Source organism: Albimonas sp., from assembly GCF_055129145.1.
This window is the reverse complement of the sequence record NZ_JBSRTQ010000003.1, coordinates 57,942-73,301: the sequence shown is the minus strand read 5'-3', so window position 1 is coordinate 73,301 and position 15,360 is coordinate 57,942. Positions and strand designations below refer to the sequence as shown.

The window sequence follows — 15,360 nt, the reverse complement described above, 5'->3', positions numbered from 1 at the left end:
GGCGCGCCGCGCGGGCGCCGCGCCGGGGTCCGCCCGGCTCAGGCGAAATCCGGCGTACGGCTCGACCTGGTGGCGACGCTTCGCGCCGGCGCGCCCTGGCAGGGCTTGCGGCGGCGCGAGGCGGCGGAGGCCGGAAGCGGGCGCGAAGGCGCCGTCATACTCCGCCCCTCCGACCTGCGCGAGGCGGTTCGAAAGGGGCGTTCCGAGCGGGTGGTGATCTTTCTGGTGGACGCCTCCGGCTCCGCCGCGCTGGCGCGGCTGGCGGAGGCGAAGGGCGCCGTCGAATTTCTTCTGGCCCGCGCCTATGCCGCGCGGGACTTCGTGGCGCTGGTGGCTTTCCGGGGGACCGATGCGCAGCTTCTCCTGCCCCCCACCCGCGCGCTCGCCCGCGCCCGAAAAGTGCTGACCGCCCTGCCCGGCGGCGGCGGCACGCCGCTCGCGTCGGGCCTTGTGATGGCGCGGGAACTGGCGACGGCGGCGCGGCGGCGCGGCGCGACGCCCTGCCTCGCGGTGCTGACCGACGGGCGGGCCAACATCGCGCTGGACGGGACCGCCGACCGGACCGCGGCCTCGGCCGACAGCGCCCGCATCGCCGCCCTGATCCGGGCCGAGGGCATGACCGCGCTGGTGGTCGACACCGCCCTGCGCCCCGGCCGCCAGACCGTGGAGCTCGCCGCCCAGCTCGGCGGGCAGCGCCTGCCGCTGCCACGCGCCGACCCCGCCGCGGTGGGGGCCGCCGTCGCCGCCCGGCTGCAGGGCTGAGGGGCCGATGCGCTGGGACCGCGACGGGACCGACTGGCCGCACCGCGAGGCGAGCGCGTTCGTGCGGACCCCGGGCCACCTTTGGCACGTCCAGACGTTCGGAGCGGGTCCGGGCCTGCTGCTGCTGCACGGGACCGGCGCCTCGACCCATAGCTGGCGCGACATCGCCCCGGCGCTCGCCACGGACCACGCGGTGATGGCGCTGGATCTGCCCGGGCACGGATTTTCGACGGTCGGCGACCCCGCCCGCTGCGCCCTGCCCGCCATGGCCCACGACATCGCCCGCCTGCTCGACGACACCGGCTTCGCGCCGACCGCGATCATCGGCCATTCCGCGGGCGCGGCCATCGCGCTGCGCATGGCGATGGACCGAGCGGTGCCGGTGATCGGGCTCAACGCCGCGCTGAAACCGTTCCGCGGCGCGCTCGGCGGGGTGGCGATGGCGGCGGCCAAGGCGCTGTCGCTCGCCCCCTTCCTGCCCGCCGCGTTTTCGCACATGGCCGGCGCCCCCGGCCTCGCCCGCGCCCTGCTCGGCTCCACCGGCAGCCGGCTCGATGCGCGGGGCGAGGCGCTTTACCGGCGCCTTCTCTCCGATTCCGGTCACGCCGCGGGCGCGCTGGCGATGATGTCACGCTGGGATCTGGGGCCGCTTTTCGACCGGCTCGCCACCATCCGCTCCCCCGTCGCGCTGCTGGCCGGCGGTCGCGACGGCATGGTGCCGCCCGCGGTCAGCCGGGAGGCCGCGGCCCGCATGGGGGCGGCGTTCGAGCTGCTGCCCGATCTCGGCCATCTGATGCACGAAGAAGCCCCCGCCCGCCTGGTCGAGGCGATCCGGGCGCGGCTGGCGGTATGGGAGGACGCCGTCCGACCCGAGGCGCTCACCCCGCCGGGATGAGCCGGTCCGCGGCGTCCTGCAGATAGATCCGCAGCCAGGGCGTGAACCGCTCCGGCGCCGCCGCGATCTCGTCGCGCAGGTCGGCGCGCGCGATCCAGCGCGTCTCCCACACTTCGCGCGGGTCTGGGTCGAGCCGCAGGGCGCCGGCATCGGCCTCGGCGGCGAAAAGGTCGACGACCTCATGCTCCACCATGCCGTTCTCCAGCTCCGCCCGGTATTCGATGCGGCCGCGCGGCGACAGCGCGAGATGGGTCACCCCCAGCTCCTCCCCCAGCCGGCGGCGCGCGCAGGCGGCGGGCGTCTCGCCCCAGTCGGGATGGGTGCAGCAGGCGTTCGCCCAGAGGCCGGGCGTGTGATATTTGCCGGCCGCGCGGCGCTGCAGCAGCGTGCGCCCGCCATCGTTGACGAAGACCGAGACGGCAGGGTGGCGCAGGCCGAGGCGATGGACCTCCAGCTTGTCCACCGGGGTCAGCCGCCCGTCGCGCCAGGCGGCGATCGGCCCGGCCGGGGCGGCGGCGCGCAGCGGCAGGGCGCTCATGACGCCGCCGGGATCAGGCGCGTCAGATGGGCGATGTTCTTGGCCATGATCCGCATATGCGCCATCGGTCGGGCCCGGACCAGTTTTTTGTTCATGTAGGCCTCGAAGGTCAGGCGCTGAACGTCGACGTCGCGGCATATCGAGACGAAGCGTTCGCGCCGGTCATCCGAGCGATACCAGGTGTCCTGCATCACCCTGAGCACGCGGAACACCATGTAGTGGTCGCGCATGAAGAGCTTGCGGGCGAGCTTCAGATCCTTCGCCCGGCCGGAGGCGAGCGCCGCCTCCGCCGCCGCCGCCGCGCAGCGCCCGCCGACCATGGCGTAGTAGATGCCCTCGCCCGAGGACGGCGCGACCACGCCGGCGGCGTCGCCGGCCAGCACCACATCGCGGCCGTTGTCCCAGCGCGGCAGGGGCTTGAGCGGGATCGGCGCGCCCTCGCGCCGGATGGTCTGGCAGCCGGTCAGCCCGGCGTTCTCCCGCAGCGCCGCGGTGGCGGCCTTGAGGTCGACGCCGCGCACCCCGGTGCCCATGCCGACGCTGGCATGTTTTCCATGCGGAAACACCCAGCCGTAGAAGTCGGGCGAGATGCGGCCGTCATAGACCACGTCGCAGCGCGCGGGATCGTAGGCGCCAGGCGTGTCGGAGGCTGCGGGCGCCTCGATGATCTCGTGATAGGCGATGACATAAGGGATCCTGTCGCCGCCGGGCACTTCGTCGCGCGCCACGTCGGACCGCGCGCCGTCGGCCCCGATCACCAGCTTCGCGGGGACCGAGCGTTCGCCGTCCGCCCCGCGATAGACCACCCGCAGCCCGCCGCCGGAACGGTCGAGCCACTTGTAGGCGCCGGTCAGCGGCACGGCGCCCGCCGCGACGGCCCGCGCGCGCAGGAAATCGTCGAAGGGGCCGCGGTCGACCATGCCGACGAAGCCGTCCTGGATATGGATGTCGACCTGAACGCCGGTCGGCGAGATCATCCGCGCCGTCGCCACCCGCGCCACGATCTGCGCGTCGGGGATGTCGAAGTCGCGGATCAGGCGGGGCGGGATCGCGCCGCCGCAGGGCTTTATGCGCCCGCCCCGGTCGAGCATCGCCACGCGGCGGCCGGCGCGGGCCAGATCCTCGGCCGCGGTGGCGCCGGCGGGGCCGCCGCCGACCACGACCACGTCGAAGGCGGGCGCTTCATAGGGGGCGTCGTTCAGATCACGCGGCATGGTCATTCTCCTGGAACGACGGCGACAGGCGCCGATCGCGGGCGGGCGGGGACGGCGTCGATGCGCAGCGCGAGGCGCGCGGCGCAGAGGAAGAGCGCGGCTTCGAGGAGGAACACGAGCCCGTAGGCCTCGGCGACCGGCAGCCCGAGCCGCGCGAGGTCGACCAGCGCCGCGCCGGCGAAGCCGCCGATGCCCGCCGCCACCGCCTGCGCCGCGCCCCAGACCCCCATGCGGGCCCCGTCGCGCCCGGCCCGGCCCTGGCTCATCAGCTGCATCATCGAGCCGATGGCCGCGACCGCGAAGATCCCGTTGGCGAAGCCGAGCCCGACCACCGCCGCCGCCAGCGGCGCCCCGGGTCCTTGCGCGCCGAGCGCCGCGACGATCCCCAGCGCCGCCGCGGAGGCGAGACAGCCCCCCGTGGTCCAGACCCGAAGCGAGCCGATCCGCAGCCCGCTCGCCATGATCCCGACCGTGACCATCCCCGCGAACACCCCGCCGTTCTGGAGGCCGGAGAGCGAGGTCGAGCGGCCCGGCGAATAGCCGAAGACATGGCCGGCATAGGGCTCGAGGATCAGCTCCTGCATGAAATAGGCGACCATGGACACGAAGACGAAGATGGTGAAGCGGCGGGCCGGCGGCTCCGCCCAGATCTGGCGCAGCACGGTGAGGAGCGGGGGGCGGGCCTCCTCCGCGACCGGGGCCGGCGCGTGACGCTCGATCCCCTGCACGGCCAGCGCCGCGAGCAGGAAGGCGGAGCCCGCGGCCACGCCGACCACGGTCACCATGCGGGCGTGAGAATAGGGGTCGAGGGCCGCGCCGACGAGGCCCGCGGTCATCGCGATGCCGAAGATCATCATCAGCCAGGTGATGGTGGCCGCCGCCGCCCGACGCTCGGGCGCCGTGGCGGAGGCGAGCAGGGCCAGCATCGAGGTGCCCGCCGCCCCGGCCCCGCCGCCGACCAGCGCGAAGGCGAAAATCGCCAGCGCGATCCCCGCCCCCTGCGCCTGCGCCATCAGCGCCACGGCGCTCGCCGCCAGCACCCCGCCGGCGGCGAGCGCCGCCATGCCGCGCAGGATCCAGATCGTGCGTCGGCCCCCGGCGTCGGACCGGCGGCCCCATTCCGGGCGGCTCAGCTGCACCGCGTAATGGATGCCGACCAGAAGGCCGGGCAAGGCGGCGGGCAGCGCCAGTTCCACCGACATCACCCGGTTGAGCGTCGACGTGGTCAGCACGATGATCGAGCCGATCGCCATCTGCACCAGTCCAAGCCGGACGATCCCGAGCCAGGTCAGCGTCATCGCGCCTCTCCCATCCGCGGCCCGGCCTCAGCCGGCGGCCGCGCCCAGACCGCAGGCTGCGGCCATCATTCCAAGCACGTAGGGGCCGACGCCGGCCCCGTTGAACCAGGGCGCGCGGCCCTGCGGGTCCTCCAGCATCCGGCGCATCGCCCAGGCCTGCACCCCGAGCGCGATCGCCACGATCCCCGCCGACCACAGCATCCCCCAGGAGGCGAGCAGCGCGACCACCACCACCTGCGGCGCCGCCATCACGATGCAGAGCACGCGGGCCGCGCGCTCCGGCCCCAGCGTGACGGGGAGCGAACGGATACCGAGCGCCTTGTCGCCCTCGATCGCCTTGAAGTCGTTGATTGTCATGATGCCGTGGGCGCCCAGCGCATAAAGCCCGGCGATCGCCACGGTCTGCCAGCCCGGCGCGGCGGCCGCCATCACGGCGGCGCCGGTGAACCAGGGCAGACCCTCATAGCAGAGCCCGACCAGCCCCGGCCCCCAGATGCCGGAGCGCTTCAGCCGGATCGGCTCCACCGAATAGGCCCATGCCCCGACCACCGCCAGCGCCACGCCGAGGAAGCCCCACGGCCCCAGCAGCCAGCCCAGCGCCAGCGCCAGCGCCGACATCCCCAAGGCCTGGCCCAGCGCCCAGTTCGGCGGCACGCGGCCGGAGGGAATCGGGCGGTTCGGCTCGTTGATCGCATCGACATGGCGGTCGCACCAGTCGTTGGCCGCCTGGCTCATGCCGCAGACCACCGGCCCCGCCAGCGCCGCGCCGAGCAGCAGCTCAGGCCAGCGCTCCCCCACCGACACGCCCGACGAGAGCACGCCGCACAGATAGGCCCACATCGGGGGGAACCAGGTGACCGGCTTGAGAAGCTCCAGCATCGCCGCAGGTTGCGGGGTCCGCCGAGACCGTATGTTTTTCGCTACGTCCATGCTGTCAATTAAACATGACAGTCCTGGACCTCCAAGCGGAATCGTGCGGAAAGGCTCCGGCGTGGCGCAGATCGCGCGGCGCGCCGGCTCAGCCGTCCTCGTTGCGTCCGATCAGGTTGTACTTGCGCAGCTTCACATAGAGGCTCTGGCGCGACAGGCCGAGCATCTCGGCGGCGGCGGCGCGGTTGTTGTTGGTCAGCTGCACCGCGGTCTCGATGCACATCCGCTCCACCACGTCGGCGGTGGCGGCGACCAGCTCCTTGAGCGGCGCGGACCCGACCAGATCCACCACGTTCTGCATCGCCTCGCCGTCGACCGAGGACCCGATCTCCCGCGCGCCGACATGGCGCGACAGGTCGCGGATCACGAAGGCCAGCGCCAGCGGCTCGCGGCCGGGCAGATGGGTGGTGGAGATGTCGACCGAAACCACCGCCCCGAAGCGGGTGCGCAGGCGGGTGGCGAAGCCCGACAGGCGCCCGGTGCGCGTCGCCTGCCCGATCATCACCGACAGGTCGACGGACGGCCGGTCGAGGAAATCGGCGAGCGAGGCGCCGCGCAGCTCCCGCGGCAGGGCCACGTCGACCAGGTTGAGGAAGGCCTCGTTGGCGGATTCGATCTGACCCTCGGCGTCGGTCAGCACGATGGCGTCGCCGCCGTTGTGATAGAGCGCCGCCAGCGCCGAGCCGAATTCGAAGGACGGCGCGCCCGGCTCCTCCTCCGGCACGAAGCGGCAGATCATCAGCGTCTCGCCGCCGGCGCGGAACAGCTGCAGATCGGCGGTCAGCGCGCGATAGCCGCGCCGCGTGCGCACCGCGATGCTCTGCGGATCCCCGGTCTCCACCGCGCGGTTGGAGGCGATGGCGAAGGCGTCGCGGCTGCGGTCCTCGAACTCGGCCCCCAGCGCGCCGTCCTTCAGCACCTCTTCCGACGCGCCCAGCAGGCGCCGGGCCTCGGGGTTCACGTCGCGAATCCGACCGGTCTCCGCGTCGACCAGGGCCAGGGCCTCATGCGAGGTCTCCAGCAGGACGCGGTAGCGGGTCTCGAATTCGCGGAAGCGTTCGTAGTCCTGCTCCAGCGCCAGCTGCGCGCGCACCAGCTTGCGCTGCAACTCGGACAGAAGCCGCAGGTCCTTGCCGACGAGCAGATACTGCCCGTCATGTTCGAAGGCCACGTAGCGGACCGGGATCTCGAGCTCGTCGTCGACGTGGTTCAGTTCGCGCGCCCGGCGCGGCCCGCCTCCGGACGCCTCGGACAGCAGCTTGTCGAGTTTGGGCCAGCTGTCCACGGCGAAGAGCGATTTGATGGGGCGCCCGCGCCAGTGAGACAGCTCGATCCGCCCCAGCGCCCGGGAGTCCTCGCCGAGGGATGCCCCGCGAACGCACAACCCAGCGTCGAGAAGAAGAATCAGATCGCCCGAGGCCGACAACGCTTGAGCGATCAGCTCTGCAGGAAGCTCCGCAAGCATGCGATGGTCGCGCGCCGGCGGTCCAGAAATGCTCACGAATTCTTTTTCCGTTCGATAGGGTGGTTTTCCGCCTTTCGGCAACACACTACCGATATGGCATCGCAGCGCGTGCCTTTTCAAGTCGGCTCAGCGCTAACCGCACATCGGATGCAATGCCATCGGCCCGAATGATCTCGGCGGCTTGCGGCTCAATCTCGACGATGGGCCCTCCTATGATGATGGGCACGGAAGGGTCGATGACGTTGCGCAGACGGTCGACCGCGGTCGCGAGAGGGTCGAGAAGCTTGCGCGATCCGCAGGATACGCCGATCAGGGCATGGGGCCGGGCTTCGGCCCCCTTGAGCATCGCGTCCTCCGACGCGCCCAGGCTGAGCTCGACGGCGTAGCCTTCCTTGCGGAAGCGGTCGGCGGCGATGAAGGCGCCGAGCGTGTGCTCCTCGCTCTCGGGCACCCAGAGCAGCACCGCGGGCGGGCGCTCCGATTCGGCGAACCTGACGTCGCCCGAAGGCTCGTTGGCCCGCGCGGTCTCTTCGAGCCTGGAAACGCCGATGGCCACGTCGGTGAAGCAGACCTCATCCTCCACCCACAGCTCGCCCAGGCGGCGCGCGGCGGCGGGGATCAGGGTGTCGAACACCTGCTCCCCGGTCATGCCGAAGGCGCGGAAACGGGAAAGGACATGATGGCGCTGGGAGGGATCGTCCTGGATGAGGGCGGCGCAGAGCTCTTCGATGGTCGGCGCGTCGCTGGCGTGGCCGCCGCGCATCCGACCCGAACGCCCGGGGGGCTGGCGCGGCGCGTAGCGGCGGGCGAGCTCGGCGATCGCAGTGGCCGCGAGCGCCCTGGCGGCGCGCGCGGCGCCGATCGATTCAAGCTCTTTCGCCAGTTCCTCCTGGAACTGAGTGATCGAACCGCGAAGATCGTCATCGGCAATGCAATTGGGCGCGGGCCTGCCGTTCTCGTCGTCCAGCGACCCGCTCTCTATCATTTTTCGTCCCATGGAGTTCCTCCCAGGAACCTCGCCTCTATAGCGGCGATTCGCCGCGCGTCTTGTTGCGCCGGGGGCCGAGGCATTAGGGAAAGCTTCTGGGAGACGTGACGTCGCTGTCAACCATTATTGACGGCCAGCCATGGCGGAAATAGCCTCCGCCTCCGGAATTTATCTCATAGTTCGTTCATTTTCTGGTTCGTTCGGGCTCTTGGCCACCGGCTGAACGCCGCGGTGTCCAATTTTTCATCCTGACTGTAAATTGAAATTGACACTTTGCGGCTCAGGCTCCTACCGTGACTCCACCAGCGACATTCGCAAGGAGACCCCGGTGGCCGCCTCGATCCGACAGTCATGGACCCTTCCCGCCGCCCGGCCGCTCTATACGCCGGAGCAGCGGCTGCGCCGCGACTCGACCGTCTGGACCAAAGTGCAAGGCGTGCTCGCCATCGCCCAGTTCGCGGTGTTCCTGGTTTCTCTGGCGCTTGTGGTGCGCTGGGCCCTGACCGGCGACGGTTACGCGGCCGCCACGATCTCCATCGTGGTCAAGACTTTCACGCTCGCGGCGATCATGATCACCGGTTCGATCTGGGAGAAGGTGGTGTTCGGCCAGTGGCTGCTCGCCCCGGCTTTCTTCTGGGAGGACATGGTCAGCTTCGTGGTGATCGCGCTGCACGCGGCCTATGTCGCGGCGCTGTTCGGCGGCTGGCTGACGCCGGAGGAGCTGATCACGCTCGCCCTGGTCGCCTACGCCGCCTACGCGGTCAACGCCGCGCAGTTCATCCTCAAGCTGCGCGCCGCCCGGCTGCAGGGCGACGGCGCGGCCCTCGGGAGGGCGACGGCATGAACCGCCCTCTGGTTCCCGCGCCCCAGGGCGGCTGCGCCGACGCGCCGGTGCTGCGCGAGCGCGGCCAGCGCGAGGTGTTCTGCGGCCTGACCTCCATCGTCTGGCTTCACCGCGCCATGCAGGACAGCTTCTTCCTCGTGGTCGGAAGCCGCACCTGCGCCCATCTCCTCCAGTCCGCCGCCGGCGTGATGATCTTCGCCGAGCCCCGCTTCGGCACCGCGATCATGGAGGAGAAGGACCTCGCGGGTCTCGCCGACGCGAACGAGGAGCTCGACCGCGAAGTCGCCCGCCTGCTGGCGCGCCGCCCCGACATCCGCCGCCTGTTCCTGGTCGGCTCCTGCCCTTCAGAAGTCATCAAGCTGGATCTCTCGCGCGCCGCCGAACGCCTCAGCGTCGCCCATGCGCCCCATGTGGAGGTGCTCAGCTTCTCCGGGTCGGGCATCGAGACGACCTTCACCCAGGGCGAGGACGCCTGCCTCGCCGCCATGATCCCCGCCCTGCCCGATACGGCCGAGACCCAGCTGCTGATCGCCGGCGCCCTGCCGGACGTGGTCGAGGACCAGGCGCTGCGTCTGTTCGAGGCGATGGGCGCGGGCCCGGTCCGCACCCTGCCCGCGCGCCGCGCCGCCGATGCGCCCGGGATCGGGCCGAACACCCTGGTTCTGCTGGCGCAGCCCTTCCTCGGCGACACCGCCGCGGCGCTGGAAGCGCGCGGCGCCACCGTGCTGCGCGCGCCCTTCCCCTTCGGCGAGGAGGGCACGACCGCCTGGCTTCAAGCCGCGGCCGAGGCGCTGAACATCCCCGCCGCCTGCTTCGCCGCCGCCACCGACGCGCCCCGGGCCCGCGCCCGCGCCGCCGTCGCCCGCGTTGCCGAAACCCTGCGGGGCAAGAGCCTGTTCCTGTTCCCCGACAGCCAGCTGGAAATCCCGCTCGCCCGCTTCCTCGCCCGCGAATGCGGCATGGTCCCGCTCGAGGTCGCGGCCCCCTTCATCCACGCCACGCTGATGGCCCCCGATCTGGCGCTGCTGCCGGCCGGCCCGACCATCGCCGAAGGCCAGGACGTGGACCTGATGCTCGACCGGGTGCGCGAAGCCCGTCCGGATCTCACGGTCTGCGGCCTCGGCCTCGCCAATCCGCTGGAGGCGGAGGGCCTGACCACCAAATGGGCGATCGAGCTCGTGTTCACCCCCGTCCATCTCTACGAGCAGGCCGGCGATCTGGCGGAACTCTTCGCCCGCCCCCTGCGCCGCCGCGCGATCCTGGGGGGCCGGTCATGAAGCTTTCGGTCTGGACCTACGAGGGCCCGCCGCATGTCGGCGCGATGCGCATCGCCACTTCGATGAAGGGCCTGCACTACGTGCTGCACGCGCCCCAGGGCGACACCTACGCCGACCTGCTCTTCACCATGATCGAGCGTCGCAACGCCCGCCCCCCGGTGACCTACACCACGTTTCAGGCGCAGGATCTGGGCTCCGACACCGCCACGCTGTTCAAGGACGCCTGCCTCGCGGCCTACGAACGCTTCAAGCCCGAGGCGATGATCGTCGGCGCCTCCTGCACCGCCGAACTGATCCAGGACGACCCGGGCGGCCTCGCCGAGGCGCTGAACCTGCCGATCCCGGTGGTGCCGCTCGAACTCCCCTCCTATCAGCGCAAGGAGACCTGGGGCGCATCGGAGACCTTTTATCAGCTGGTCCGCCGCCTCGCCGTCCCCTGCGCGCGCACCGAAAAGCCCAGCTGCAACATCCTCGGCGCCACCGCGCTGGGCTTCCGCCACCGCGACGACATCGTGGAAGTGAAGCGGATGCTGGAGGGCATGGGCATCGCGGTGAACGTGATCGCCCCGCTGGATGCGACGCCGGCCGACCTCGCCCGGCTGGGCGCCGCCTGGTTCAACGTCCCGCTCTATCCCGAGATCGCCGAAACCGCCTGCCGGTGGCTGGAGCGGGAGCACGGCCAGAAGATGACCGCGACGCCGCCCTACGGCGCCGGCGCCACCCGCGATTTCCTGTCCGAGGCCGCCGACCTGGCCGGGATCCCCGCCGAATGGTCCGAGGACGGCCTGCGTCAGCCCTGGTGGGCGGCCTCCGTCGACAGCACCTACCTGACCGGCAAGCGGGTCTTCATCTTCGGGGAGGGGGCGCGCGTCGTCTCCGCCGCCCGGGTCGCGGTGAACGAGATGGGGTTCACGCTCGTCGGCCTCGGCTGCTGGAACCGCGAGATGGCCCGCGGCGTGCGGGCCTGCGCCAAGGTCCACGGGCTCGAGGCCACGATCTCCGACGATTACCTCGAGGTCGAAGCCGCCATCGCCGCCGCCGGGCCCGAGCTGATCCTCGGCGGGCAGATGGAGCGGCATGTCGCGAAGCGCCTCGGCATCCCCTGCGCCGTGATCTCCTCGCCCTTCCACGTCCAGGACCACCCCGCGCGGTTCTCGCCGCAGATGGGGTTCGAGGGCGCCAACGTGCTCTTCGACACCTGGATCCACCCGCTGGTCATGGGGCTGGAGGAGCATCTGCTCACCATGTTCCGCGACGATTTCGAATTCAACGACGCCGCCGGGCCTTCGCACCTGGCGGCGCATGCAGGGGCGGCCGGTCCGATCACGGCCCCCGCTCCCGGGGCGGTTGCCGCGCCCGCAGCGTCCGCCGTGGCGGCGGACGCGGCCACCGGCTGGACGGAGGCGGCGGAGCGCGAATTGCGCAAGATCCCCTTCTTCGTCCGCGCCAAGGCCCGCCGCAACACCGAGGCCTTCGCGGCCGAACGCGGCATCTCCGCCATCAGCGTCGAGACGCTTTATGAGGCGAAAGCCCATCATGCCAGATGAAGCCCCGGCGATCCGCATCGCCATCGTCACCATGGACCGACATGTCGCCGGCCCCGCCGCCCGCGCCTCGGCCAAGCTGCGGCGCACGGTTCCGGGCCTGCAGCTCTCCGTCCATGCGGCCGCCGAATGGGGCGAACGGCCCGAGACCCTGATCGCCGCCAAGGCGGCGGTGGCGAAAGCCGACATCGTCGTCGCCAACATGCTGTTCATCGACGAGCATGTGCAGGCGATCCTGCCCGCGCTCGAAGCCCGCCGCGATCATTGCGACGCGATGATCTGCCTGCTGTCGGCGGGCGAGATCGTGAAGCTGACCCGCATGGGCCGGCTCGACATGTCGAAGCCCGCCACCGGCGTGGTGAAGATGCTCAAGCGCCTGCGCGGCTCCTCGACCGGCAAGCCGCAGAGCGGCGCCGCCCAGATGGAGATGCTGCGCCGCCTGCCGCGCCTGCTTAAATACGTGCCCGGCAAGGCCCAGGATCTGCGCGCCTATTTCCTGTCCATGCAATATTGGCTGGCCGGGTCGGACGAGAACGTGACGGCCATGGTCGGCTACATCGCGTCGCGCTATGCCGCCGGCCCCCGCGCCGCCGCGGCCGCGGCCCTGCCCTCGGCCGATCCGGTGATCTACCCCGAAACCGGCCTCTACCACCCGCGCATGAACGGGCGCGTGTCCGAGAATGTCGACGACCTGCCGCGCCCCGACCAGCCCATCGCCACGGTCGGCGTGCTGGTGATGCGCGCCTATGTGCTGGCCGGCGACACCGCGCACTATGACGCCGTGATCGGCGCGCTGGAGGCCCGCGGGCTGCGGGTGATCCCGGCCTTCGCCTCCGGCCTCGACGGGCGTTCGGCGATCGAGACCTATTTCCAGGGCCCCGGCGGCGCGAAGATCGACGCCTTCCTGTCGCTCACCGGGTTTTCGCTGGTCGGCGGGCCCGCCTACAACGACGGCGCGGCGGCGGAAGCGACGCTGGCACGGCTGGATGTCCCCTATGTCGCCGCCCATGCGGTGGAATTCCAGACGCTGGACGCCTGGGCGAAGGGTCCCGGCCTCGGTCCGGTCGAGGCGACGATCCTCGTGGCCCTGCCCGAGCTCGACGGCGCCACCGGGCCGATGGTCTATGGCGGCCGCGGGCTCGACACCGCCGCCGGCGGCCTCGACCCGATCGGCGAGAACGCGATGCGGGCCGCGCCCGAGCGGGTGAACCGCCTGGCCGACCGGGTGGCGAAGCTCGCGCTGCTGCGCCGCTCCAAGCCCGCCGCGCGCAAGGCCGCCATCGTGCTCTACGGCTTCCCGCCCAATGCCGGCGCGGTGGGGACGGCGGCCTATCTCTCGGTGTTCGAGAGCCTGTTCAACGTCATGCACGCGATGAAGGCCGAGGGCTGGAACATCGAGCCGCCCGAGGATGTGGATACGCTCCGCGCCGCGGTGCTGAACGGGGGGGCCGCCTACGGCCAGCCCGCCTCGATCCTCGCCCGCCTGACCGCCGACGACCTGGTGGCGCGCGAACCGCACCTGCGCGAGATCGAGGCCGCGTGGGGCCCTGCCCCCGGCCGCATCCAGTCCGACGGCTCGGGCGTCTTCGTGCTGGGCGCGCGCTTCGGCGACGTCGCGGTCTGCATCCAGCCGACGCTGGGCTACGAGGGCGACCCGATGCGGCTGCTCTTCGAGAAAGGCTTTGCGCCCACCCACGCCTTCGCCGCCTTCTACCGCTGGATCCGCGACGATTTCGGCGCCGACGTGGCGCTGCATTTCGGCATGCACGGCGCGCTGGAATTCATGCCCGGCAAGCAGTGCGGCCTCGGCCCCGATTGCTGGCCCGACCGGCTGATCGGCGATCTTCCGAACATCTACCTCTACGCCTCCAACAACCCCTCCGAGGGCACGCTCGCCAAGCGCCGCTCCGCCGCCACGCTGGTCACTCACATGACCCCGCCGCTGGGCCGTGCCGGACTCTACAAGGGTCTGGTCGAGCTGAAGGCGACGCTGGAGCGCTGGCGCGAGGGCGCCGCCGACGATCCCGACCGGGGCGAGCTGGCGCGCCTGCTCCAGACCCAGGCCGCCGCGCTCGATCTCTGCGCCGAAGCCCCCGAATGGACCGCACCCGAAGCGGATGCCGCCGGTCTGTGGCGCAACCTGATGGAGCTCGAAGGCACGCTGATCACCGACGGACTGCACATCGTCGGCCGCCCGCCCGACGCGGCCGCCCGCGCCGGGCTGCTCGAGGCGATGGCCGAGGCGGCGAAGGAGGCCGGAACCTACGACGCGGCCCTGCTGGCCGAAGCGGACCGCCTGATGGCCGAGGATCACGAGACCCCCGCCCTGCTGCGCGCGCTCGGCGGCCGCTACATCCGCCCCGCCCCCGGCGGCGATCTGCTGCGCAGCCCGGCGGTTCTGCCGACGGGCCGCAACATGCACGCCTTCGACCCGTTCCGCATGCCCACCACCTTCGCGCTGCGCGAAGGGGCCAAGCAGGCCGACCGGCTGATCGCGCGCCATGTCGAGGATCATGGCGCGGCCCCCAGGTCCATCGCGCTGGTGCTCTGGGGGTCGGACAACATCAAGTCCGACGGCGGGCCCATCGGCCAGGCGCTGGCCCTGATGGGCTGCGCGCCCCGCACCGACAGCTACGGCCGCCATTGCGGCGCCCGCCTGATCCCGCTGGAGGAACTGGGCCGCCCGCGCATCGACGTGCTGATGACCCTCTCGGGCGTGTTCCGCGACCTGCTGCCGATCCAGACCCGGATGCTGGCCGAGGCCGCCTGGCTCGCCGCCTCCGCCGACGAACCGGCGGAGATGAACGCCATCCGCGCCCATGCGATGGCCTACGCCGCGAAGATGGGCTGCGACCTGGAAACCGCCGCCCTGCGCGTCTTCTCCAACGCCGAGGGCGCCTACGGCGCCAACGTCAACTTCCTGATCGAGAACGGCGGCTGGGACGACGAGGATGAACTCGCCGACGCCTATCAGGCCCGCAAGTCCTTCGCCTACGGGCGGGACGGGCGCGCCGCCCCGCAGCCCGGCCTCCTGCAGGTCGCGCTCGCCGATGTCGATCTCGCCTATCAGAACCTCGAAAGCGTCGAGCTCGGCGTCACCACCGTCGACCACTATTTCGACACGCTCGGCGGCGTCGGCCGCGCGGTCCGCCGCGCCCGGGGCGGTCAGGAGACCCCGGTCTATATCGGCGACAGCACCACCGGCGGCGGCAAGGTCCGCTCGCTCTCCGAACAGGTGGCGCTCGAAACCCGCACCCGCGCGCTGAACCCGCGCTGGTACGAACCCCTGCTCAAGCACGGCCATGAAGGCGTACGCCAGATCGAGGCGCAGGTCACCAACACGCTGGGCTGGTCGGCCACCACCGGCCAGGTCGACCCCTGGATCTACCAGCGCCTGACCGAGACCTTCGTGCTCGACGAAGAGATGCGCCGTCGCCTCGCCGAGCTGAACCCCACCGCCGCCGCGCGCCTGTCCAGCCGACTGCTGGAAGCCCAGGAGCGCGCCTACTGGAACCCCGATCCTGAGACGCTCGAAGCCCTGCGCCATGGCGCGGAGGAGCTGGAAGACCGGCTCGAGGGCATCGGCGTCGCGGCTGAATGAGGAG

The 15,360-nt window shown here is 71.7% G+C and carries 12 protein-coding genes; 6 read left to right on the top strand and 6 right to left on the bottom strand.

Going from position 1 to position 15,360, the window contains the following annotated elements:
* Together ACTB72_RS01290 and bchO are read left to right on the top strand one after the other, a co-directional pair.
* Positions 1–762 (top strand): VWA domain-containing protein (locus tag ACTB72_RS01290; RefSeq protein ID WP_463035163.1); only part of this gene is annotated, 762 nt, incomplete at its 5' end.
* Between the two features lie 7 nt (positions 763–769).
* Complete coding sequence (gene bchO, locus ACTB72_RS01285) at positions 770–1,657, top strand: alpha/beta fold hydrolase BchO (protein WP_463035162.1); 888 nt, start codon at positions 770–772, stop codon at positions 1,655–1,657.
* On the opposite strand, the gene idi is transcribed toward bchO, so the two are convergent.
* The 6 genes from idi to ACTB72_RS01255 form a co-directional block, all read right to left on the bottom strand.
* The gene (gene idi, locus ACTB72_RS01280) at positions 1,641–2,195 is read right to left on the bottom strand and encodes an isopentenyl-diphosphate Delta-isomerase (protein WP_463035161.1); all 555 of its coding nucleotides are present in this window, start codon (positions 2,193–2,195) and stop codon (positions 1,641–1,643) included. The two genes, bchO and idi, sit on opposite strands and share 17 nt — an antisense overlap.
* The gene (locus ACTB72_RS01275) at positions 2,192–3,409 is read right to left on the bottom strand and encodes a geranylgeranyl diphosphate reductase (protein ID WP_463035160.1); all 1,218 of its coding nucleotides are present in this window, start codon (positions 3,407–3,409) and stop codon (positions 2,192–2,194) included. Before ACTB72_RS01275 ends, idi begins: the two co-directional genes overlap by 4 nt.
* A 2-nt stretch (positions 3,410–3,411) precedes the next feature.
* Positions 3,412–4,707 carry a BCD family MFS transporter gene (locus ACTB72_RS01270; protein WP_463035159.1) on the bottom strand — a complete coding sequence of 432 codons (1,296 nt, stop codon included), beginning with the start codon at positions 4,705–4,707 and terminating at the stop codon, positions 3,412–3,414.
* A 27-nt stretch (positions 4,708–4,734) separates the two neighbouring features.
* Positions 4,735–5,637, bottom strand: a complete 903-nt coding sequence (chlG, locus tag ACTB72_RS01265) for a chlorophyll synthase ChlG (RefSeq protein WP_463035158.1) — start codon at positions 5,635–5,637, stop codon at positions 4,735–4,737.
* An 88-nt stretch (positions 5,638–5,725) separates the two neighbouring features.
* Positions 5,726–7,138, bottom strand: coding sequence for a transcriptional regulator PpsR (gene ppsR, locus ACTB72_RS01260; protein ID WP_463035157.1), 1,413 nt, complete (start codon positions 7,136–7,138; stop codon positions 5,726–5,728).
* A 49-nt stretch (positions 7,139–7,187) separates the two neighbouring features.
* Positions 7,188–8,210 carry a cobalamin B12-binding domain-containing protein gene (locus ACTB72_RS01255; RefSeq protein ID WP_463035156.1) on the bottom strand — a complete coding sequence of 341 codons (1,023 nt, stop codon included), beginning with the start codon at positions 8,208–8,210 and terminating at the stop codon, positions 7,188–7,190.
* Between the two features lie 208 nt (positions 8,211–8,418).
* Between ACTB72_RS01255 and bchF the strand changes: the two genes are divergently transcribed.
* Genes bchF through ACTB72_RS01235 form a run of 4 tightly spaced genes read left to right on the top strand, consistent with a single transcriptional unit; the run spans position 8,419 to position 15,356 of the window.
* Entirely contained in the window at positions 8,419–8,934 is a 516-nt protein-coding gene (gene bchF / locus ACTB72_RS01250) for a 2-vinyl bacteriochlorophyllide hydratase (RefSeq protein ID WP_463035155.1), read from the top strand.
* The gene (locus ACTB72_RS01245) at positions 8,931–10,211 is read left to right on the top strand and encodes a ferredoxin:protochlorophyllide reductase (ATP-dependent) subunit N (RefSeq protein WP_463035154.1); all 1,281 of its coding nucleotides are present in this window, start codon (positions 8,931–8,933) and stop codon (positions 10,209–10,211) included. The genes bchF and ACTB72_RS01245 overlap by 4 nt, the downstream gene beginning before the upstream one ends.
* The gene (gene bchB / locus ACTB72_RS01240; protein ID WP_463035153.1) at positions 10,208–11,758 is read left to right on the top strand and encodes a ferredoxin:protochlorophyllide reductase (ATP-dependent) subunit B; all 1,551 of its coding nucleotides are present in this window, start codon (positions 10,208–10,210) and stop codon (positions 11,756–11,758) included. Before ACTB72_RS01245 ends, bchB begins: the two co-directional genes overlap by 4 nt.
* Complete coding sequence (locus ACTB72_RS01235) at positions 11,730–15,356, top strand: magnesium chelatase subunit H (RefSeq protein ID WP_463035152.1); 3,627 nt, start codon at positions 11,730–11,732, stop codon at positions 15,354–15,356. Before bchB ends, ACTB72_RS01235 begins: the two co-directional genes overlap by 29 nt.
* Positions 15,357–15,360: the final 4 nt, after the last annotated feature.

Bases quoted from the DNA above. Each gene is read 5' to 3' on its own strand.
- bchO (WP_463035162.1), top strand. From the start codon at position 770: ATGCGCTGGGACCGCGACGGGACCGACTGGCCGCACCGCGAGGCGAGC.
- idi (WP_463035161.1), bottom strand. From the start codon at position 2,195: ATGAGCGCCCTGCCGCTGCGCGCCGCCGCCCCGGCCGGGCCGATCGCC.
- ACTB72_RS01275 (WP_463035160.1), bottom strand. From the start codon at position 3,409: ATGCCGCGTGATCTGAACGACGCCCCCTATGAAGCGCCCGCCTTCGAC.
- ACTB72_RS01270 (WP_463035159.1), bottom strand. From the start codon at position 4,707: ATGACGCTGACCTGGCTCGGGATCGTCCGGCTTGGACTGGTGCAGATG.
- chlG (WP_463035158.1), bottom strand. From the start codon at position 5,637: ATGGACGTAGCGAAAAACATACGGTCTCGGCGGACCCCGCAACCTGCG.
- ACTB72_RS01245 (WP_463035154.1), top strand. From the start codon at position 8,931: ATGAACCGCCCTCTGGTTCCCGCGCCCCAGGGCGGCTGCGCCGACGCG.
- bchB (WP_463035153.1), top strand. From the start codon at position 10,208: ATGAAGCTTTCGGTCTGGACCTACGAGGGCCCGCCGCATGTCGGCGCG.
- ACTB72_RS01235 (WP_463035152.1), top strand. From the start codon at position 11,730: ATGAGGCGAAAGCCCATCATGCCAGATGAAGCCCCGGCGATCCGCATC.